The sequence below is a fragment of the Acinetobacter sp. USHLN143 genome, assembly GCF_037145695.1.
Taxonomy (GTDB): domain Bacteria; phylum Pseudomonadota; class Gammaproteobacteria; order Pseudomonadales; family Moraxellaceae; genus Acinetobacter; species Acinetobacter fasciculus.
In genome coordinates this window covers 13,319-35,060 of the sequence record NZ_JBBCWZ010000029.1, presented here as the reverse complement: position 1 = coordinate 35,060, position 21,742 = coordinate 13,319, and the positions used below count along the sequence as shown (strand labels likewise).

The window sequence follows — 21,742 nt, the reverse complement described above, 5'->3', positions numbered from 1 at the left end:
TTTCGATTTTACTGAACACTCTTCAACTGCTCTCGGAATATTCAATAGATGAACTCAATGAGATAGCCACAATGGCATTAGGTATCTCATAGATGTGTAGATACCTATGCCTTCTAGGAGAGGATTAGGGAGAGGTAAATAAAGATAAACCCTCATCCCCCGCCTTCTCCCATAGGAGAAGGAGCTAAAAGCCTTAAATCGCCACCAACTCCCGAATACCTTTCTCAGGCATTTCACTGCCCACACCTTGCGCCACAACCTGCCCACGTGCCATCACGGTATAAGCATCAGCAAGTTCTTCAGCAAAATCATAGAATTGCTCTACCAACACAATCGCCATCTCACCACCATCAGCAAGTTTACGAATCACCCGTCCAATGTCTTTAATAATGGATGGCTGAATACCTTCAGTCGGTTCATCCAAAATCAGCACACGCGGTTCAGAAGCAAGTGCTCGTGCAATGGCAAGCTGCTGCTGCTGACCACCAGACAAATCTCCGCCACGGCGATGCTTCATTTCATCCAACACAGGGAAAATTTCATAGAGATGCTCAGGCACTTTGCGTGTCTTTGCGCCTTTAAATTTCGCCATACCAATGAGGATATTTTCCTCCACCGTCAGCGTTGAAAAAATATCTCGACCTTGTGGCACATAAGCCAAACCTTCACGTACACGCTGTTCAGGACTGAGTTTCGAAATGTCCTTGCCATCCAGCAAAATCTGTCCGGATTTAATCGGTAAAATACCCATCAGACATTTAAGGAGCGTGGTTTTCCCCACCCCATTGCGTCCAAGCACCACCGAACATTCACCCACAGGTGCAGTCAATGACACATCACGTAAAATATGACTGCCACCATAAAATTGATTGACGTCTTTGACTTCTAACATCGCAAGCTCCTTAACGCCCTAAATACTTTTCAATGACATCTTCATTGGCTTGTACTTCTGCCAATGTGCCTTCTGCCAAAATTGCCCCTTGCGCCAGTACCGTGACTTTTTCACTAATGGTGTCAATGAAGCTCATGTCATGCTCGACCACAACGAGGGTGTGATTTTTCTTGAGTTCTAAACACAGCTCCGCCGTGCGTTCGGTTTCGGCATCGGTCATGCCTGCTACAGGTTCATCAAGCAAAATCAGTTTTGGACGTTGCATCAGCAACATGCCGATTTCTAACCATTGCTTTTGACCATGTGACAGCAAGCCAGCAGGTTTATTAATGAACTCTTGCAGACGAATCTGCGTCAATGATTCATCCAAAGCATTTTGTGCATCGGGATCGAGTTTGCTAAAGAAACTCTTTTTCACCCGTTTGTCTTTGGGTGCAGCAAGTAACAGATTTTCCATGACGGTGAAATTTTCAAACACGGTCGGTTTTTGGAACTTACGCCCAATGCCTGCTTCGGCAATTTGTTCAGTGCTCATTTTGGCTAAATCGTAGTTTTGCCCAAAAAATGCTGTGCCTTCGGTTGGTCGCGTTTTACCGGTAATCACATCCATGAGGGTGGTTTTACCTGCCCCGTTCGGCCCGATGATGCAGCGTAATTCCCCGTTCGGCCCGATGATGCAGCGTAATTCCCCTTCTTCAATGTAGAGCGACAAATCATTTAAGGCACGAAAAGCATCAAACCAGACGCTGACTTTTTCTAAATACAGCGCAATACCGTGGGTAAAGTCCGCGCCTTGTTCTTTAGGACGACCATAGCCTTCAGTGGCATGACCACCATGCGGTTGTAGGATCTCGCTCATTCGCTACGCTCCTTTTTAAAACGGTCAAACAGACCAATAATGCCTTTTGGCAGAAAGATGGTCACCACAATAAATAACGCACCCAAAATCAACAGCCATGCTTGAGGATAAGCCGAAGTAAAATAGGTTTTTACCCCGTTAATGATGCCTGCACCAATTAGTGGGCCAATCAGTGTGCCACGTCCACCCGCTGCCACCCAAACTGCCATTTCAATCGAGTTCACCGGGTTCATTTCACTTGGATTAATAATGCCTGCTTGCGGCACATACAGCGCGCCTGCAATCCCTGCAATAACCGCAGAAAGCACCCAAGCAGAGAGCTTGTACCAAAGCGTACGATAACCCAAATATTGCAGACGGTTTTCGCTGTCACGAATTGCCCCCAACACCCGACCATAGGGTTTATTCATTAAATGACGTAAACCAACAAAACAGAGCAGCAATACCAGTGCGGTGATAAAGCACAAACTCGCACGCATCGATGCAGAGGTAATGTCCATGCCTAGAATGGTTTTAAAACCGGTAAAACCATTGTTGCCACCAAAGCCGGTTTCATTGCGAAAGAATAGAAGCGCTGCTGCAAAAGTCATGGCTTGAGTAATAATCGAGAAATACACGCCCTTAATTTTCGAGCGAAAAGCAAAGAAACCAAAAATAAAGGCAATGATACCCGGTACTAAAACCACAAGTGCCAATGACCAAAGGAAGTATTCCGTACCGACCCAAAACCACGGTACTTTCGTCCAACTGAGGAAGCGCATAAAGTCAGGAATGCTATCGCCTGCCGATTGGCGCATCAGATACATGCCAAAGGCATAACCGCCAAGGGCAAAGTACAAACCATGTCCCAGACTTAAAATCCCGGCATAGCCCCAGACCAAATCCAGTGCCAACGCCACCAAAGCCAAACACATGATTTTGCCAATCAGGGTGACCCAATACGCAGATAAATGCAGCGCTGAATCAGCAGGTAATAAATGTAGCCATGGCAATGCCAATAAGATGGCAAAGCACACGGCTATGGCGATACCGCTACGTGGTTTATCTGAAAGTAATTGTGTAATCTTCATGTGCTTACTCCACAAAACGGCCTTTGATGGCAAACAAACCTTGTGGACGTTTTTGAATAAACAAAATCACAAGCACCAAGAGAACAATTTTTGCCAGTACCGCACCAATACCAATTTCCAAGGCGGTACCGCTAATACCCAGACCAAGCGCTGCAAGAACTGCACCCCACACCTGACCTACACCACCGACAACCACCACCAAGAAGGCATCAATAATGTAGTTTTGCCCTAAATCTGGCCCGACATTACCGACTTGTGCCAAGGCACAGCCTGCAAGACCAGCAAGACCTGAACCCAAACCAAAAGCCATCATGTCGATACGGCTTGAACGAATACCAACGGCTTGCGCCATTTGACGGTTTTGCGTTACGGCACGAACAAAGAGGCCAAAACGGGTTTTATTCAGTAAATAAACCAACAACAAAAGCACTGCAATGGTAAAGACAATAATCGCAATACGGTTATAGGGCAGCATCAAGCTTGGAGTAATCGAGATCCCGCCTGACAGCCAGGAAATGTTAGAAACTTCGACATTTTGCGCACCAAAAGTCATGCGTACCAATTGCATCAGAATCAGGCTGACACCAAAAGTGGCAAGCAAGGTTTCCAACTGGCGACCATATAGCGGACGAATCACGGTACGTTCAATCAACATGCCGATCAGCCCACTTACCAAGAATGCCGCAGGAATCGCGGCGATTAAGTACCAATCGACATAGCTGCCCAAATAGCTTTTAAACAGGCTTTGCACTACATAAGTGGTATAGGCGCCAATCATAATGAGCTCACCATGCGCCATATTAATCACACCGAGCAAACCGTAGGTAATCGCAAGACCCAGTGCAGCAAGCAACAAAATACTGGCGGTACTTAAACCTGAAAATAAATGTCCTGTCCATTCACTGGCTTGAATACGGGTTTTAATACTGTTTTTCGCTTCAAGCAAAGCCGCTTTCAGCTCAGGATGGATAGTCGGCTGTGACAACTCATTGTCGATCATCGCCAAGACATCAGGACGATTAGAATCTTGTAAAATTTTTGCGGCTTGAATTTTGACGAGCACATCTGAGTTTTCATAATCCAGACGCGCTTTCAGTTGTGCCAAACGGGCTTTGACTTTATTGTTTTGTTCTTTTAAATACAGCGCATTGATATGTGCTATATCAAGTTCCGCAAGATTGCTTTCATAAATATCAATCGCTTCTAAACGCTCAGAGGCATCATCCGACTTCAACTTGCTTTGTGCCAAACCAAAGGTCAATGCTTTACGCAAGGTATTCACCAAAGTGACTTGTGCAAGGTCGCTTGGCCAATCTGCAACAGCATCTAAACTTGGATAACTGAGCAACTGATCATCGGCTTCTAAAATATAGGTTTGTCCTTGAGAATCGCTATAAAGCTGGTCGTTTTCAACATATTCTGCAAGCTGATCTAGCTGTTCGATACTGCCCGGCCATTGCTTCAGTAAAGCACGGCGCTGGGCAAAATCACCTTGCACAAATTGCTGGATTGCATCTTGTTGTATTGCTGCAGTCAATGCAGTGCTATTTGAGGATTGTTCTGCTGATACCAGTTGCACACAAATAACCTGTACAAATACCAGAAAAATAGCGGCGATATTCACGCGAATATTCATTATATTCACCCCTATTCCATTGGAAATTTTCCGTGGAGAGTAAGAAAAAAATCAGAGGACACCTGCCACGGCTGTGGCAGGCAAAAGATAGCTGTTATTTCGGAATGTACGGGCTCCAAGGCTGTGCCTGGATGGCTTGTGGCGTTTTATAGACCACATCAAACTGTCCATCGCCACGAATCTGACCAATCATGACTGGCTTGTGTAAGTGGTGATTCGTCGCATCCATTTTTAAGGTATAGCCGGATGGGGCTTTGAATTCCTGACCTGCCATCGCTTCACGGACTTTATCGACCTCTGTAGAACCTGCTTTTTCAACGGCTTGCTTCCACATGTTAATCCCGACATAAGTTGCTTCCATTGGGTCATTGGTCACGAGCTTGTCTGCATTCGGCAGTTTGAATTCCACTGCATACTGCTTCATTTTGTTGGTAAATTCTGTATTGACCGGATTCTTCACTGACATGAAATAGTTCCATGACGCCAAATGACCGACCAATGGCTTGGTGTCAATACCACGCAGTTCTTCTTCACCCACCGAGAACGCCATGACGGGAATATCAGAGGCTTTAATGCCCTGATTACCCAATTCACGATAGAACGGCACATTCGAGTCGCCATTGATGGTCGAGATCACCGCAGTCTTTTTACCAGCTGCGAATTTTTTCACATTGCCGACAATGGTTTGATAGTTGCTATGACCAAATGGCGTGTACTCTTCCATGATGTCCGCATCAGCCACGCCTTTAGACTTTAAAAAAGCACGTAAAATCTGGTTGGTGGTACGTGGGTAAACATAGTCTGTACCGAGCAGAACAAAACGCTCCGCTTTACCGCCCTCTTCACTCATCAAGTATTCCACGGCTGGAATGGCTTGCTGGTTAGGCGCAGCACCAGTATAAAAAATATTTTTGGATTGTTCCTGGCCTTCGTACTGTACGGGATAGAACAATAAGCCATTCAGCTCTTCAACCACTGGTAAGACAGATTTACGTGACACCGACGTCCATGCACCGAAAATTACCGCGACTTTGTCTTGGGTAATCAGCTGACGTGCTTGCTCTGCAAACAGTGGCCAGTCAGATGCTGGATCGACCACCACAGGTTCCAGTTTTTTACCCAGTACCCCACCATTATCATTGATTTCCTTAATCGCCATTAAGGCCGTATCTTTCAGTGAGGTCTCAGAAATTGCCATCGTGCCTGACAATGAATGCAGGATCCCGACTTTAATCGTGTCGCCGCTGTCTGCGACTTTGCTTTCTGCGCCCGGGGCTTCTGCTTTTTCAGCAGATTTTGAACACCCCGTTAATGCAACAGCCCCTGCCATGGTTGCGGCTAAAATACTTTTTGAAAATAAATTGCGTTGGAACATCAGATTTTTCTCCAAACTTTATAATGGTGCATTTTTCATGCTTGTCTTGTTGTACATCTGGATGGAGTGATTCAATTTCTGTGCCAAGGCTTCAAAAAATAAAAAAATTCACTTTAACTGATCTCATTATTTGTATTATGAATCATGTATTTAGTCATACTAAAAAGACTTAAAGCCCTATTGCAATGTAGAACTCAGACTCAACTTTAAATAAGTTGCATAAAGACCAATCAAAATATGCCAAAACTAAGATAGAAGATGATGTACAAATAAAGTGCAGCACCTTGAATATTTTTTGCACTGTTTTAAAACAAAAAATCCCGCGCTTGCGGGATTTTTTACTGCTTAAATTCGATAGTTTAAACCACCAAATCTGCCAGATTACCTTTTTGCTCCAACCAGTCTTTGCGGTCACTGGCACGCTTTTTCGCCAAAAGTTTATCCAGTAACCCTGCGGTATGATGAGCATCATCCAGATCCAGTTGCACCAGACGACGCGTGTTTGGATCAAGCGTGGTTTCACGTAACTGACTGGCATTCATCTCGCCCAGACCCTTGAATCGGGTGATTTGCGGATTCTTGGTTTTGCATTTTTTCAGGATGCTATTCAGCTCATCTTCATCCAAAGCGTAGTGCACATCTTTATTGTCATCAATACGGAATAATGGCGGCATCGCTACAAATAAATGCCCTTCCTCGACCAGTGTAGGAAAATGCTTTACAAACAAGGCACACAGCAAAGTGGCAATATGCAGACCATCCGAGTCGGCATCGGCCAGAATACAGATCTTGCCATAACGCAGCTCCGATAAATCATCCGAACCCGGATCAACGCCAATCGCAATCGCGATGTTGTGTACTTCCTGAGATGCTAATACTTCATCAGAAGAGACTTCCCAAGTATTCAGGATCTTGCCACGAATTGGCATAATCGCCTGGAAGTTCTTATCACGCGCCTGCTTGGCCGAACCACCCGCAGAATCCCCTTCCACAATAAACAGTTCTGACTGATCCAGATCATGGCCTACACAGTCAGACAATTTACCCGGCAAGGTTGGACCTGCCACAATCTTTTTACGTTCCACTTTTTTCGCAGCTTTTAAACGGCGACCGGCTTTAGAAATGGCCATTTCTGCCAGTTGCATGGCGATGTCAGAATTCTGGTTCAACCACAGTGCAAAGGCATCTTTGGCAATATTCTGCACAATCCCTGCTGCTTCACGGCTCGACAGACGTTCTTTAGTCTGACCTGAGAACTGTGGCTCCTGGAATTTCAGCGACAGGATATAGTTGACGCCGTCCCAGACATCTTCGGCAGAGAGTTTCATATTCCGCGGCAGCAAATTACGCAGTTCACAGAACTCGCGCATCGCATCGGTGACACCTGAACGCAGACCATTCACATGGGTTCCACCTTGTGCGGTTGGAATCAGGTTGACATAAGATTCCTGGACGCTTTCACCACCTTCAACATTCCAGCAAATCGCAAATTCTGCGCTGGCGCGCTCTGCGTCACCTGTGGCGACAAAAGCTGGTGCCGGAATAATTTCACGGTCTTCCAACTCATCCATTAAATAGTCGACTAGACCATTTTCAAATTGCCAGGTGATTTTTTCATCATTGATCTGATCAACATAATTGATCTGTAAGCCCGCCGCCAAAACAGCTTTGGCTTTGAGATTATGTTTTAACGCTTTGAGGGCAAATTTAGGTGAATCAAAATATTTGGCTTCAGGCCAGAATTGTACAGTAGTTCCTGATACCCGTTTCGGTGCCTTACCTGCCAGTACTTCAAGCGGTGCAACCGGTTCGCCATTTTCAAAGGCCATTTTATACAGATTGCCCTGACGCTGAACTTCAACTTCTACCCGGGTCGAAAGCGCATTGACCACTGAAATCCCAACGCCATGCAAACCACCGGAAAACTGGTAATTATCGGTGCTGAACTTACCGCCGGCATGCAGTTTGGTCATGATAATTTCAATACCGCTCTGGCCGTATTCAGGGTGAATATCCACCGGCATCCCACGGCCATTGTCTTCGACTGATAAAGAACCATCTTTATAGACCGTGACGGTAATCTTGTTGGCATGTCCTGCCAGTGCCTCATCGACAGCATTATCAATCACTTCCTGTGCCAAATGGTTGGGACGAGAAGTATCGGTATACATGCCCGGACGACGACGGACCGGATCCAGACCAGATAAAACTTCAAGAGATTGAGCCGTATATTGAGACACGTTATTCGGTTTCCTTTTTTATGCAGTCCAATAAAAACTGTAAGACGAACGGAATTTTTTCCGCAAAATCATCCATCCCGTGACTGCCATGCGCTTCAGTCATCAGTATTGCAGGGGGATGCGCAGCACTATAATAACGATGTGCTTCACGATAATCCAAAACTTCATCGCCTTGTTGCAGCAGAACCAGTATTTTGTCTGCATCTTGTGCAACAGGCAGGGCCAATTGCTGGAGTTGTACCAGATCTGCTTCATCCAGACACCATTTCGGATGAACCTGATAAGGCAGTTGCTCATCAAATAGTTCACGAAACAGTTGCCATGGTCGCATTGCCGGATTGATCAGTACAGCAGGCACAGCATGCTGTGCGACCAGATGTGTCGCATAAAATCCGCCGAGACTGCTGCCCAGTAACGCCACATCATGCATCGATTCAATCAGGCCAGAAACATACGCAATGGCAGCCTTCGGTGACATGTTTAAATCGGGTAAATGTACCTGAATTTCAGGATACTTTGCACAGTAATGTTGCAGCAATTTCCCCTTGATCGAGTTCGAATTACTCTTAAAACCATGCAAATAAATGATATTCATGAACTACCAACAAAAAACCCATCAATCATCAAAATTTAATTTAAATAATATGAAGTACACTACGTTATAAGACCAGTTAATTGCTTAAATTGTCTGACAAAAAAGCTCAAAATCTTCTCTCATTCTCGTTATTTTAAGCTGAGGCCCTCAAAATCAGGAAACTCAACAAGAAAAAGAATTTATACCGCGAAGTTCTTTAAAAAGAAAGATGGCACCACATGCGGCTCATTGAAAGGACAGGATCAGATGCCAAGTTTGACACCGTTACATGAAACCTATTGTCGATGGGATCGAACCCCGCCGAGTCAGGCCGATGTACTGGAAGGTCTGGCGCAGCTGGTAACGATGCGCTTTAACGATGTGATCCAGGAGCTGATCAAGAGTATTCAACGCGAAATTTTAATGAGTATTTTCGGTTTAAGTGAAAATAATTCTGAAAAAATTCAGAATATTCCGTCGATTGTGCGGCTCTATCAAATGTCTTATGACATGCTGTTTCATTACGGCAATACCCTGATTGCCCCTGCTTTGCGCCAGATTATTGAGCGTTTTCCTAAACTGCATAATAAACCGCTGACACCTTCCTTGCATTTTCTGGTCAGTGTCTTAAATGGCATTATCGGGGATTATCTGCTGAAATATCAAAACCCTCTAGCCCTGCCGATGGTGATCTATGACCATTATGGTTCGTTACAAAATGGCGAGTTAAGCGGGCGGATTACCCTGTTTGTGCATGGCTTATGTATGAACCATCTCGACTGGTCGAATCGCAAATATGAAGGGATCGGGGAAAAATTACTGGCACAGCGCGACCGCAATACCATGCTGTATTTAAACTACAATACCGGACGGCGGATTTCTGCCAATGGTCGCAGTCTGGCCAATACCTTGCAGGATCTGGTCACTCGTAATCCGAGAATTACCAGTATTGACCTGATCGGCCATAGCATGGGTGGACTGGTGTCACGCAGCGCACTGTTCTATGGCAAGCAGAATATGTATAGCTGGGTCAACATGGTGGAGAATCTGGTCTGTCTGGGTTCACCGCATCATGGTGCGGTGCTGGAGCGGTTTGGTTTTAGCTTGCAGGACAAACTCGGACATTTCCCCCTGATCCGGCTGATTGGTCATCTGGTCAATATTCGCAGTAACGGGATTCTGGATTTACGTCATGGCAGCGTCCGGGATGATGACTGGGAGCATAATCCGCTTCGGATTGGCTTTATGGATGATCACCGTAAACCTGCCCCGATTCCGTCTCATATCGATACCTATCTGGTCGCCGGTACCATCGAGTTTGAAAACCGCAAGAACAAGACCTTGCATGTGATTGGCGATTATCTGGTCAGTATTAAAAGTGCTTTGGGCGAGCATCCCAATCCGCGTTTCCAGCTTAAAGTCCCGGACGCAAACAAGGCGATTTTCTATGGCCTGAACCATTTTGAAATTCAGTATCATCCGCTGGTGGCCGAGCAGGTGGCGCGCTGGTTCTATCCAAGTATAGAAGATGAAGCCTTTAATCAGATTCGTGAATATATGACGGATCTGGACAGTCTGGAAGGTATTGCCCTGACTTAACTCTCCGTACATTAAAAAGCCCTCCATTGAGGTAATGCCAGTCAGTTAAGAGATTGACTGGCTTTTTCTTGGGTATTTTTGAGGTTTTCCTTTTACAACCCTTGGATAACTCCTCACTCTTCTCTCAGGTATAACATACCGATTAGATTTCTCCATTAAACTTTCCAGATGTTTGGGTAGATTACCTGCAGAAGCCAAAGAGTCGAATCTGAGTAAATTAAGAAGGGCAATAGATGCAATATGAAAACTGATCCTCAACGGGCTTACTTTGGCACGTTGAGCCATATATTTCATTTGTCTTCTTAGAACATTATAAGCAATCAAGACACCCCATAATTCTTGATAAATTAAGTCTGGCTGTTTGCTCCTTAAGTGCTTACCTTCCTGTAAATTGCTTTTAATTTCTCGGTAACACATCTCTATCTCCCAACGTTGAGCATATAACTTTGCTAAAGTTTGAGCTGGATATGTCTTTGAATCTAATAATGAAGTGATATAACGTCTGATTTTTCCTGCCTGCTCAACTTCAATTAAACGTGCTTCCCAGTAATCTCCTAATGCTGGATTAAGTTTTTTGGCTCTTGCTGATATTGGCATCCTGATATGAAAATCATGTGGGGAATTCCGTTTAATTATGTCATAACGTAAATTATCTTTAGCTCGCATAAGCCAATGGCTTGATTCTCCACGTGTTTGCCAGCCTATTAAAAAATCAGCAGAGAAATAAGCTCGATCAAACAAAGTAATACTTTGTGCTGGAGGAGATAATTGATTTGCTAATGTGAGTTCACCTTGATCCATACTGCCTATTTGGGCATCTATGATTTCATGAGTATTGGTATTCACTAGACACGTGGCTCTAACTTGTGGGTAAGGTGCTACAGCAGTTTTACCTTTAGATGAGCCAAAATGATTAAAATTCTCCTTGGTCAGTGGCATAGACCAAACCACCCCGTCAACAGCACATACACTAAGACCTTGAAAGGTTGAATATTGTTGTTGTGATTCATCAAACCATGCTTGGCTGATTAAGGAGAATAAGGCAGCTAAGGGTTCTCGACCTAAACGTTGTCGAGCTTGGACAGCTGCACTAGGAACACAATAATCTGTTGTACCAAACACGAGTTTTAATTGTTCTACCACATAGCTGATGGGTTGATTGCGAAACAAGGCAAGCCCAAGAACAAGCCAAACCACGTGCTCAGCAGGTAATTTTCTCCTTCTGATCGATGCCTTACCTGTTTGATGCAGGCTTGTTTCAATCCAATTTAAATCAATAAGTTCACAAAAATGGTTGAGTGATGGGAGAGAATGTTCAAGAGTGGATTCTAAATGTTCAGATAAAGACATAAAAAAATGAGCGTATTTACATACACTCATTTTTACTACATTTTACTAAAATTTGCTTAACTGACTGGCATTACTCCATTGAGGGCTTTTTAATAGGAACTTGATTAGTATTTATCTCTGAGTCGTTTCACTGGTGCGGTTTTATATTTACGCAGTAGTTGCCATAGACTGACCAGCAATAAAATACTGAAGAAGATCAGCGACCAGACCGGTAAAGACTGCCCCAGAAAAGCCCAGTCAATCGCAGCACATTCCCCTGAACCATTCAGCACCTGTTGCAGTACAGACTGCATCGGCAGGGTTTCCAGCCAGTATTCCAGACCGGGACCACAGCTCGGCACCTGATCCGGTGGCAGGTTCTGTAACCAGACATGACGCGCAGCCACGCCCACAGACCACAAAATACTGAGCGAACCCAGCAAGGCATACAGCCGCTTCATGAGATTAGATGCGGGATTATGCAGGAATGCGATCAGTGAGATGATCCCGAGTCCGATTAATCCGACACGCTGAAACACACAGAGCGGACAAGGCGCCAGACCTTGTACATGCTCAAGATATAAGGCAAATGCCATGCCGATGACAGCAGCCAGAAACAACATACCACTCACGAAGCGATAACCCCATTGCATGGTGAATCCTCTTATTTTTTTATCGATATTGGGCTAAATAATCAGCAAAACTGACGCTGCTATCTTGCTCGAGTTGCTGTTGCTGCTGCAATGACTTTTGTGACATTTCTTCAAAATAAGCCAGGGTTTCCGGGCTGAGCTGATGTTCTTCATAGACACTGCTGTGCTGTTGGGCCAGATGTTGGCCAAAATGCCACATACCGCCCTGCTCACGTGTATCCCCGACCACCAGAGCAGACAAGGTGGCATCGACTTCATCGACCCGGATCATCATGGTTTTTAAAGCATCAGTATATAGAGTACTGTCGTAGGCTGAATTTAACAGCTTGGCCAGGGGATGCATACGCTGCAAATGCATGGCACACCAATCTTCAATCGGATAAGACTGGCCATTTTCCATAATTGCCGCATTTGGCGCACGGCCGCGGTTCACTACTTCAGCCTGATTCTGTTCAATAATATCCTGTTCATTGCTGAGGAGCGCCGGACTGTCCTGCAATAAACAGTACAAGGCTACGACTTCGAGGAAGCCGGCCGTATCTTCATTAATGCCAATCGGGCTGTATGGATTGACATCGACGGCACGTAACTCGACATAGGCAATCCCGCGATTTTCAAGGGCCTGTGACGGGGTTTCACCCGCGAGTGGCACCTGTTTCGGGCGCACTAAGCTGTAATATTCATTTTCGATTTGCAACACATGATCATTGATCTGGATCGGCTGGCCATTGGCATCATCTAGTCCCAGACGACTAAACGGTTTATACGGCGTTTTAACGGCTTTTTGCAGTCCGTCCAGATAGTCCTGCAAATTATTGTAGTGAATACCGAGCTGTTTCTGCGCAGAGTTTTGATAGCCAAAACGTCCCATACGCAGCGCGGTCGCATAAGGCGAATACAAAGTGCCTTTCACCAATGGCAGCAAGAAATGATCACGGCCAGTCATAAAGCATTGGCAGACCGCCGGACTGGCTCCGATCAGGAACATCACCAGTGGGGTCAGACGAATAAAGTTACGGATCAGGCCCATATAGCGATGACTGCGATAATCCTGCAAGCTCAATGCTTTCAGCGCCTCGTCCTGTTCCTGCTGTTGTAAGGCCTCGAACAGATGATCCGGGAAAGACAGGTTGTAATGCACGCCTGAAATCGTCTGCATACGGCGACCATAACGCACACCTAAACCACGACGATACAGGGTTTTAAATAAACCGATATTCGAGCTGCCATACTGTGCCAGCGGAATGCTGTCATCGCGGCTGTCCAGCATACACGGCATCGACAAAGGCCAGAGCTTTTCATCATTTTCCAGATGACGATGCACAATCGCATGAATATCGCTGAGATAGTCCAGCGCTTTTTTAATACTGTCCTGTGGCGGAGTAATAAACTCCATCAACGCTTCAGAATAGTCTGTGGTGATATGTGGATGAGTCAAGGCTGAACCCAAGGCACGAGGATGCACTGCCTGTGACAGGAAACCATCACTTTGCATACGCAAGCTTTCACGCTCGATACCACGCAACATGCCTTTGATGAGTGACGACTCGACCCAGGTCGGTAATACATTTTGGGAAGTCGATTCAGGTTGACTCATTACAATCTCGCTTAAGGGGGCTAAATTATTAAATTAAAATCATCGGTTTAATCAGTATAACGTGATTTCATGCCGGCACATGACAGGCTGCCTAGTTTTCAGGCAAACCATTGATTTTTAATTTGGCAAATTTTTAACACAAACTTCCTCTATAAGACATGGAAAATTTGTGATTTTATTAACAAATAGATGCTAATGAATTGTAAATATTATGAATTATCAAGATATTTCAGACTTCTGGTTTCATGCGGACAGCCAGCCTCTATTGTTTAGCCAAAGTCATGAATTCGACCAAAGTATTGCGCAGCAGTTCATGAGCACCCATCAGCAGGCAGCCCAGGCTGAACTTTGGGGCTGGCGTAAAACAGCAGAAGGTCGGCTGGCCGAAATTATTGTGCTAGATCAATTTTCACGAAATTTATTCCGTGATTCTCCCCCAGCTTTTGCCCAAGACAGTCTGGCACTGGCCTTGGCTCAGGAAACCATCAGCCTGAATCTAGATCAACAGCTCAGTCCGGAACAGCGTGCCTTTCTGTATATGCCATTTATGCACAGCGAATCCAAACTGATTCATGAATTCGCCTTAAAACTGTTTCAGCGTCTGGGCAATCCGACCAATCTGGAATTCGAGAAAAAGCATAAAGTCATTATTGACCGCTTTGGACGTTACCCGCATCGGAACCAAATCCTGGGTCGTGAATCGACCAATGAAGAACTTACTTTCCTGACCCAGCCCGATAGCAGTTTTTAAGATTTTTTAAGACCGGCTGTCTGAACTGGATCATTGCATCAGGAGATCGAACATGAAAAACATGCTACTGGGATTGAGTATGATTGCTGCCATCAGCCTGACTGGCTGTGCAACCACACCCTCAAAGCCCTTAACATTTGATCAGTTAGGTCGCTACAGTACCACTCCCCTCAATAGCAACACTTACCGTATCAGCTTTCAGGCCCGTCCCAATATGAGCTTTGGCACAGCTGAAGAAATTACCCTGCTCAAAGCCGCACAGACTACCGTACAAAATGGTTTTCAATTCTTCAGGGTACTGAATGATCCAAGTAACCGCACCCAGCAACCTCCACGGCAAGCCATCGTCTATCCGGCGCCAAGCTTTTATCCTTACGGGTATTACCGCCGATATCCGGGATTCTGGCCAGACCCATTCTATGACCGTCCTTATACCGTGACTCTGGATCCTGCCCAGGTGGCTTATACCATTGAATGCTTCAAAGCCAATCAGGCGCCTCAAGATGCCTTTGATGCCCGCTTGATTTTACAGTCACTTGGGGCTAAATATGGTTTAAGTCCATCCGGTGCAGTGCTGCAACCGCAACCGGCCAATCCCTCCTGACAGGATGATCTATGCAGACAGAGAGTATCTCCCCGAGCTTACAACGCAGTAAACGTTTCGCTACCATCGCCCTGGTGGTCGCCGTACTGACCTGGTTGGCACTGATGGTGGCAGCCAAACTGCTACCTGAATATGTCTGGCTCATTCATATTCTGATGCTCTCGGCAGAAGCGGGTGTGGTCGGTGGACTGGCGGACTGGTATGCGATTACCGTGCTGTTTCGTAACCCTTTTGGCAGATTGCCCATTCCCAAGTTTTTACGCGACCATACCGAAATCATTCCACGTAATAAGGCTCGTATTGCAGAGTCGATGGGCCGTTTTGTGCAGGAAAATTTTCTTTCTCCGCAAATTGTACAACGCAGTCTGGACAGTACAGACCTGAGTCTGGCTGCAGGACGCTGGCTGGCCAATCCACAAAATAATGCCCAAGTGACTCAGGTCATTCAGCAAACGGTTCCTAAAATCTTTGAATTTGTCGGACAGGAACAGATTGCCGGCTTTATCCAAAGCAACAGCGTGCAATGGGTCAAAAATACCCAGATCAATACTCTGGCCAGCGAAATGCTGCATGCCGTTCTGGACAATGATTTCCATCAGGATGTGCTACAGCGCGGACTGGATGTGGTGCATGCCTGGATGACCTCGCATCCGGAACAAACCCGCGAGCTGACCCGTAACCTGTTTAAGGAAATGGGCGTGTGGAAACTGGCCAAAGGCGCCAGCTGGATCGGGATTGACGTGCAGCAACGCAGTATTGATTCCGTGATCGGGCGCGTTGAAGCCATGCTGGCCGATCCAGATCATCCGTGGCGACTTAAAATTGAGAGCATGGGACATAGCTGGATGTTGCAGCTGGCAGATAATGACAGTGAAGCCAGCCAGCGTCTGAATGAAACCAAAGATGCCTTACTGGATAGTCCACAGGTACTGAATTTTATCAGCGGTGCCGTGGTGATTTTATGTGATGCAATCAAGGCAGACTTGCAAAAACCTGATTCGGGTATTGCGGAAAATCTCAGAATTGCCATTCAACAGGTCGGAGAAAATATCATCTCGAATGCTTCGGTTCGTGAGCTGCTGAATAAACGTTTGAGCTCTATCGCGGTTGACCTGAGTGACCAGTACAGTGAAAAAGTGATTCGCTTTATCAGCGAGCGCATTCACGAATGGGATTCAAGCGAGATGATCGACAAGATTGAAAATGAAGTCGGCGGCGACCTGCATATGATCCGGGTCAATGGGGTCGTGGTCGGTGCCTGTATCGGTCTGGTGCTCGGGATCATCCGGGCGGCGGTGGAGCATTTAATTTAAAAATGATGCTATTCGCCCCATATAGCCCGACTTTTAAAATGCTCAAGAATTGACTCCAGCCAGATCAAATTTAAGATTTAAAAAATGATCATTTGGGTGGCTGAGGTCCGGACATATCGACCAACAGCCCAGTGAATTTGCGTACGAATGGCAATAAGGTCACCACAATCGGAAAAGCAATCGCCCAGGAAATCATCCAGTTATGAAACCAGAGTGCCATAAATCCATCAATCCAGCCAAGATTACGCAGCATATTGATCATGGAAATAATGCCACTCATCAGGCAGGACAGGATAAAAGGCACAATAATCAATGCCCATTTTGCAGGGAGTTTAGGAATATGACCGATAATGGTCGGACGTTGTGATGCAGCCACGACATGCTCTTTTTACTGTTTTCAGATGACTAATATAAGCCAAATTCTGTAGGGTGAAGCATTGTTTTTTTCATCTGAAATGTTGAGCTGAAAACTGGTGTTATTTTCACGGGATTAATCCGTTGATTTTCCCTTTCTTTAGTCAAAAACTTCTGACGAAGTGATCCTCTACTTTTTATTCCCTAGAAATGCTTTTACCTAAACAGCCTGAAATTTGCTATATTTGCTGTTTTTCTGCGATCTCTATTTTCGACTGATTATGAATACGGCAATACAAGCAGCTCTCGATCATGCAGTGCACACTTTACAGGCACAAGGCGTACTCCCATCTGACTGGAACAATACAAGTAATTTGACGCGTACCAAAGACCGAAGCCATGGTGACTTTGCGTCGAATATTGCCATGATCGCGTCGAAAGCTGCGGGTATGAAGCCACGTGATTTAGCGGAAAAAATTCTTGCTGCCCTGCCTGAAGTGGCGGATATCAGCAAGGCAGAAATTGCCGGTCCTGGTTTTATTAACTTCTTCCTGAATGCTGACCAGCGCTTTGCAGTCCTTGATCAAATTCAGGCACAACAGGCGACTTATGGTCGTACCCAGGTCAATGCGGATAAACGTATCCAGGTTGAATTCGTGTCTGCCAACCCGACCTCTAGCCTGCACGTAGGTCATGGTCGTGGTGCCGCGTATGGTATGACGGTTGCGAATTTGCTTGAAGCGACTGGTGCTAAAGTCGACCGCGAATACTATGTCAATGATGCTGGCCGTCAAATGGACATTCTGGCGACTTCGACTTATCTGCGCTACTTAGAATTAACGGGTCAGGAACTGGTGTTCCCGAAAAATGCCTACCAAGGTGACTACGTTAAAGAAATCGCGCAAAGCATTATTGATCAGGATGGCGACGCCTATGTACGTCCTGTGGCTGACGTGTATAAAAACGTGCCTGAAGATGTACAGTTTGCAGCTGAATTAGATGCAGATGGCAATAAAGTCATATTGTCTGGCGATAAAGAAAAACACATCGATGGTTTGATCTTTAATTCACAAGCGTTAATTGGCACAGGCTACCGCGTATTCTTGCAAGCCGCGCTTAAAGCTATCTTAGATGATATTAAAGATGACCTAGGCGAATTTGGTGTAACCTTCAATCAATGGTTCAGCGAAGAATCATTGACAGACAAAATTGAAGAAGCCTTACAGACCTTAGATCAGCGTGGTTTCCTGTATGAACTGGATGGCAACATCTGGTTCAAATCCACTGCATTCGGTGATGAAAAAGACCGTGTCGTGAAACGTCGTAATGGTCAGACCACTTACTTCGCGTCTGACATCGCTTACCACCTGAACAAGTTACAACGTGGCTATACCGATATCATCGATATCTGGGGTTCAGATCACCACGGTTATATCGCACGTGTAAAAGCGGCCATTGATGCGCTGGGCTATGACTCGAAAAAATTAACGGTTCTTCTGGTTCAGTTCGTGAGCCTATGGCGTGGCGGCGAGATGGTACAAATGTCATCCCGTTCAGGCCAGTTTGTGACCTTGCGTGATCTGCGTAAAGAAGTTGGCAATGATGCTGCACGTTTTTACTACGTAATGCGTAAGTCTGAACAGCACATTGATTTTGACCTGGATCTTGCTGTGTCACAAAGCAAGGACAATGCAGTGTATTACATCCAGTATGCACACGCTCGTATCTGTCGTATGTTAGAAAAAGCAGCGTCTACCAATGTCAACTTTGATGCTACAGCAGCACGTAATTTGGCGGCTAAGCTGGAGCTTGATGCTGAAACTGAAATCCTGGCCAAACTAGCGGCCTATCCGGAAATTCTGGTCCGTGCTGCAAACAGCTATGAACCACATCAAATCGGTAATTACCTGAAAGAGCTGGCAGCCTTGTTCCACGGCTGGTACAACGACAATAAAGTACTCGGTGATGATGCTGAATTGACCCAAGCACGCTTATTGTTATCAGTGAACGTGCGTCAGGTACTGCGTAACGGTTTAGAACTTTTAGGTGTGTCAGCTCCTGAATCAATGTAAAGCACTGCTTTTACATTGATGCAAGAAGGTAAATAGTCAAAGCACTGCTTTTACATTGATGCAAGACAAGAGCTAGGCTCGAAGCGAGCATGTAAGCAAAACACTGCCGTTTATCTGCTGAGCAGACATTTTGTAACTTCAGCTATGTGCTTGAAGATACAGATAAATTAAAATTCTGTGTGATTTGTGATCTAGAGGATGACTTTTGTATCCTGATCACATAGGATGAAGTGATAGTAGGGGCATAACTGCTGTTATGCCTTTTCTATATGTCCCGATTAATAAGAGGAAAATCCCAAGTGTTTGGAAAAACGCAGCGCGGTGTATCTGAAAGACCGAATAAGCCTAAAAAGCCACTTATTCCAACCTGGCTCGGCACACTCGTGATCATTTTAATCGTGTTAAGTTTTTTAATGGCACTGATGCTCTGGAAGCCATGGGAACCGGTCAAACCGAAAACTCAAACAAGTGCTGAATCTGTCCAAGAAGAAGATACCAATAAAGATTACCGTTTTTATGACCTGTTACCACAGCAACAAGTGACGCCTATTCCTGAACAGGCCGTCCCTGAAAACAAAAATCAGGATACGGTAGTAATTGTAGAAGCGCCTCGACCTGAAGTAGCTCCACCTGAGGCGACCACAACTGAGCCTGGCTTAGAAGCCAGTGAAGCGCCTGTTGCCGCTCCGGCCAGTTATATTCTGCAAGTCCGCAGCTTTGATGACCCGGATCAGGCCGATGCCCGCCGTGCTGAAATTATTCTCAATGGTTTATCTGCCGATGTGGTACGCAGTGTAGAAAATGGCAAAGTCTGGTATCGCGTGGTTTCAGGCCCTTATGATTCTGCAGAAGCCGCGATTATCGCACAGCAAACCTTGCAGAATAGCGGGATCGATTCCATCGTCGTGAAACGATAAATTTCTAGAAATAAAAAAAAGCGCCTGAGGGTGCTTTTTTTTTATTTGGATCTCTCTCTAACCGTGTCCTTAATAGGAGAGGAAATCCCCCTTTTTTAAAGGGGGACTGAGGGGGATTTTTATTTATTCTAAACGAGAAAATATTTAATCCCTCCAACCTCCCTTTAATAAAGGGAGGGTAAAATCTTTAAACTGTATGCCCCAGCGCTTCACCCATATTCACCAAAGAATTGGCCTTGAATACGGCATCCCACTGCATTTTATTTTCTTCGAATAAAATCACTGCTGTTGAACCGAGGTAGAAACGACCCAGTTCTGCCCCTTTTTCCAGGAACAGATCATGCTGATTAAGTTCGATCCGGCCTGAAGGCTTCACTTTGCCGGTTGCCACGGTTTCAATACCCGCCACAATCATCGCACCGACCAATACCACCGCCATACGGCCGATTTCAGTATCAAACAGACAGACCATACGTTCATTGCGTGCAAACAGGCCCGGAATATTTTCTGCGGTCACCTGATTGACCGAGAATAGCTCGCCCGGTACATATAACGTTTCAGTCAAGGTGCCAGCAAATGGCATATGCACCCGATGATAATCACGTGGCGACAAATATACGGTCGCAAATTCACCGTTTTTGAATGGCTCGGCCAGTTGCGGATCAGCAATCAGTGCTTCAACGGTAAATTTCTGGCCTTTGGCCTGAAACACATCGCCATTTTCAATTTTACCTAGCTGGGAAATCGCACCATCTGCAGGCGAAACAATGCTCGTAGCATCTGGATCAACCGCACGGATACCTTCTTTTAGGGCGCGGGTAAAAAATTCATTAAATGACTTGAATTTCAGGGCATTGGCCTGTTCAGCAATCGACATATCAATGCCATACTGCGCCTTAAAGGCAGTAATTGCAGCAGTTTTGATAATCGGGTTTTCGCTGGCGGCAATTTTACCCACCACCCGAGACAAGCGATGTTGCGGTACTAATCGTTGAGCTTTAATAAAAAACTGTTGTTTTAAACGTGATGTGATGCTCAAGATGGCAGCTCCCCTGTAGCGATTGGACTATCGAGGCGGTTGCCCCATTCACTCCACGCACCATCATAGGCTCGAATTTTCCAGCCCAGTAAACGACCCAGAATATAGGCCAAACCTGAGCGGTGATGGGACTGGCAGTACACCACAACGGGTTGATTCAAATCAAAGCCCAGTTGTTCCAGACGCTGCTGAGTACGTGGTAAAGGCTGTAATTTTAAATGATTTTCGCGATTAAGGGCAGTACTCCATTCAAAATGACGTGCTCCCGGAATGTGACCGCCGCGTCGAGCCGCTAAACGTAGGCCAGTATATTCATCTTGCGTGCGGCAATCCCAAATTTGAACCTGTTGATTTTCAACCTGTTGGCGCAGTTCATCATAGCCAATCTGAAAATTCGCCTGATGCTCGAGATTAACCTGCAATACGTTCTTCACTGGTGCAAACTGCTCCTGACTGGAAGAAGTCGGCAAACCAGCACCGAGCCAGGCATGAATCCCGCCATTCAACAGACTGGTATTTTCAAAACCCAGACAATGTAGGTTCCAGAGCAAACGCCCTGCCCATGCCCCGCCCTCATCATCATAAGCCACCACATGATGCTCAGGAGAAATATTCAGATAATCAATGAGAGCCTGCAAGCCTTCGGTATCCGGTAACAGTCCCATCGCCGTTTCTTCCTGACGCACCAGAAGTTTAGGCTTTAAATGCAAGGCATGCGGAATATGCAGCTGCTCATACACAGAGGCACGGCTCAGGTCGACAATACGAAGTTTTTCATGGCCCAAATAGGGAACTAAATCTTCTGCCTCAATCAGCAGGCCAAAATTAAAAGCTGCAGCGGTCATCGTTATCATGGCTATTATTGGTC

The 21,742-nt window shown here is 45.7% G+C and carries 19 protein-coding genes; 6 read left to right on the top strand and 13 right to left on the bottom strand.

The window, feature by feature from the left end; all coding sequences use genetic code 11:
- Positions 1-193: 193 nt before the first annotated feature.
- From urtE to WFH18_RS09395, 7 genes are all read right to left on the bottom strand, one after another.
- Complete coding sequence (gene urtE / locus WFH18_RS09425; protein ID WP_114540929.1) at positions 194-892, bottom strand: urea ABC transporter ATP-binding subunit UrtE; 699 nt, start codon at positions 890-892, stop codon at positions 194-196.
- A gap of 10 nt (positions 893-902) precedes the next feature.
- Positions 903-1,751, bottom strand: a complete 849-nt coding sequence (urtD, locus tag WFH18_RS09420; protein WP_336754761.1) for an urea ABC transporter ATP-binding protein UrtD — start codon at positions 1,749-1,751, stop codon at positions 903-905.
- Entirely contained in the window at positions 1,748-2,821 is a 1,074-nt protein-coding gene (gene urtC, locus WFH18_RS09415) for an urea ABC transporter permease subunit UrtC (RefSeq protein WP_262442735.1), read from the bottom strand. The genes urtD and urtC overlap by 4 nt, the downstream gene beginning before the upstream one ends.
- 4 nt (positions 2,822-2,825) lie before the next feature.
- Complete coding sequence (urtB, locus tag WFH18_RS09410) at positions 2,826-4,457, bottom strand: urea ABC transporter permease subunit UrtB (RefSeq protein ID WP_262442734.1); 1,632 nt, start codon at positions 4,455-4,457, stop codon at positions 2,826-2,828.
- Positions 4,458-4,551: 94 nt separating this feature from the next.
- Positions 4,552-5,832, bottom strand: a complete 1,281-nt coding sequence (gene urtA / locus WFH18_RS09405) for an urea ABC transporter substrate-binding protein (protein ID WP_004729110.1) — start codon at positions 5,830-5,832, stop codon at positions 4,552-4,554.
- A gap of 359 nt (positions 5,833-6,191) precedes the next feature.
- Positions 6,192-8,072 carry a DNA topoisomerase IV subunit B gene (gene parE / locus WFH18_RS09400; RefSeq protein WP_004729108.1) on the bottom strand — a complete coding sequence of 627 codons (1,881 nt, stop codon included), beginning with the start codon at positions 8,070-8,072 and terminating at the stop codon, positions 6,192-6,194.
- Between the two features lies 1 nt (position 8,073).
- On the bottom strand, positions 8,074-8,667 hold the full coding sequence (locus WFH18_RS09395) for a YqiA/YcfP family alpha/beta fold hydrolase (RefSeq protein WP_005105323.1): 594 nt from the start codon (positions 8,665-8,667) through the stop codon (positions 8,074-8,076).
- Between the two features lie 246 nt (positions 8,668-8,913).
- Between WFH18_RS09395 and WFH18_RS09390 the strand changes: the two genes are divergently transcribed.
- Positions 8,914-10,245 carry a GPI inositol-deacylase gene (locus WFH18_RS09390; protein ID WP_262442733.1) on the top strand — a complete coding sequence of 444 codons (1,332 nt, stop codon included), beginning with the start codon at positions 8,914-8,916 and terminating at the stop codon, positions 10,243-10,245.
- Positions 10,246-10,290: 45 nt separating this feature from the next.
- Here WFH18_RS09390 and WFH18_RS09385 read toward each other — a convergent pair whose 3' ends face one another.
- The 3 genes from WFH18_RS09385 to gshA form a co-directional block, all read right to left on the bottom strand.
- Positions 10,291-11,595: an IS4 family transposase gene (locus tag WFH18_RS09385; protein WP_336754762.1), complete on the bottom strand. Its 1,305-nt coding sequence runs from the start codon at positions 11,593-11,595 to the stop codon at positions 10,291-10,293.
- 104 nt (positions 11,596-11,699) lie between these two features.
- Entirely contained in the window at positions 11,700-12,227 is a 528-nt protein-coding gene (locus tag WFH18_RS09380) for a disulfide bond formation protein B (RefSeq protein ID WP_121980271.1), read from the bottom strand.
- Positions 12,228-12,246: 19 nt separating this feature from the next.
- Entirely contained in the window at positions 12,247-13,824 is a 1,578-nt protein-coding gene (gshA, locus tag WFH18_RS09375) for a glutamate--cysteine ligase (protein WP_121980272.1), read from the bottom strand.
- A 211-nt stretch (positions 13,825-14,035) separates the two neighbouring features.
- Between gshA and WFH18_RS09370 the strand changes: the two genes are divergently transcribed.
- The 3 genes from WFH18_RS09370 to WFH18_RS09360 are packed head-to-tail and all read left to right on the top strand — an operon-like array spanning position 14,036 to position 16,492.
- Entirely contained in the window at positions 14,036-14,575 is a 540-nt protein-coding gene (locus tag WFH18_RS09370; RefSeq protein ID WP_262442731.1) for a DUF924 family protein, read from the top strand.
- Positions 14,576-14,627: 52 nt separating this feature from the next.
- Positions 14,628-15,179 (top strand): CC0125/CC1285 family lipoprotein, encoded by a 552-nt coding sequence (locus WFH18_RS09365; RefSeq protein ID WP_004647203.1) that lies wholly within the window; start codon positions 14,628-14,630, stop codon positions 15,177-15,179.
- Positions 15,180-15,190: 11 nt separating this feature from the next.
- Positions 15,191-16,492 carry a DUF445 domain-containing protein gene (locus WFH18_RS09360; RefSeq protein ID WP_005094953.1) on the top strand — a complete coding sequence of 434 codons (1,302 nt, stop codon included), beginning with the start codon at positions 15,191-15,193 and terminating at the stop codon, positions 16,490-16,492.
- An 88-nt stretch (positions 16,493-16,580) separates the two neighbouring features.
- Here WFH18_RS09360 and WFH18_RS09355 read toward each other — a convergent pair whose 3' ends face one another.
- On the bottom strand, positions 16,581-16,868 hold the full coding sequence (locus tag WFH18_RS09355) for a DUF2798 domain-containing protein (protein WP_004647201.1): 288 nt from the start codon (positions 16,866-16,868) through the stop codon (positions 16,581-16,583).
- A 259-nt stretch (positions 16,869-17,127) separates the two neighbouring features.
- Between WFH18_RS09355 and argS the strand changes: the two genes are divergently transcribed.
- Both argS and WFH18_RS09345 read left to right on the top strand, forming a co-directional pair.
- Positions 17,128-18,918: an arginine--tRNA ligase gene (gene argS / locus WFH18_RS09350; RefSeq protein WP_005094951.1), complete on the top strand. Its 1,791-nt coding sequence runs from the start codon at positions 17,128-17,130 to the stop codon at positions 18,916-18,918.
- Between the two features lie 299 nt (positions 18,919-19,217).
- A complete protein-coding gene (locus WFH18_RS09345; RefSeq protein WP_004281265.1) occupies positions 19,218-19,835 on the top strand; it encodes an SPOR domain-containing protein in 618 nt (205 codons plus the stop codon).
- Positions 19,836-20,022: 187 nt separating this feature from the next.
- On the opposite strand, the gene asd is transcribed toward WFH18_RS09345, so the two are convergent.
- Both asd and WFH18_RS09335 read right to left on the bottom strand, forming a co-directional pair.
- Positions 20,023-20,874, bottom strand: a complete 852-nt coding sequence (gene asd / locus WFH18_RS09340) for an archaetidylserine decarboxylase (protein WP_004281264.1) — start codon at positions 20,872-20,874, stop codon at positions 20,023-20,025.
- A complete protein-coding gene (locus WFH18_RS09335) occupies positions 20,871-21,719 on the bottom strand; it encodes a sulfurtransferase (protein ID WP_005094948.1) in 849 nt (282 codons plus the stop codon). The genes asd and WFH18_RS09335 overlap by 4 nt, the downstream gene beginning before the upstream one ends.
- Between the last annotated feature and the right edge of the window lie 23 nt (positions 21,720-21,742).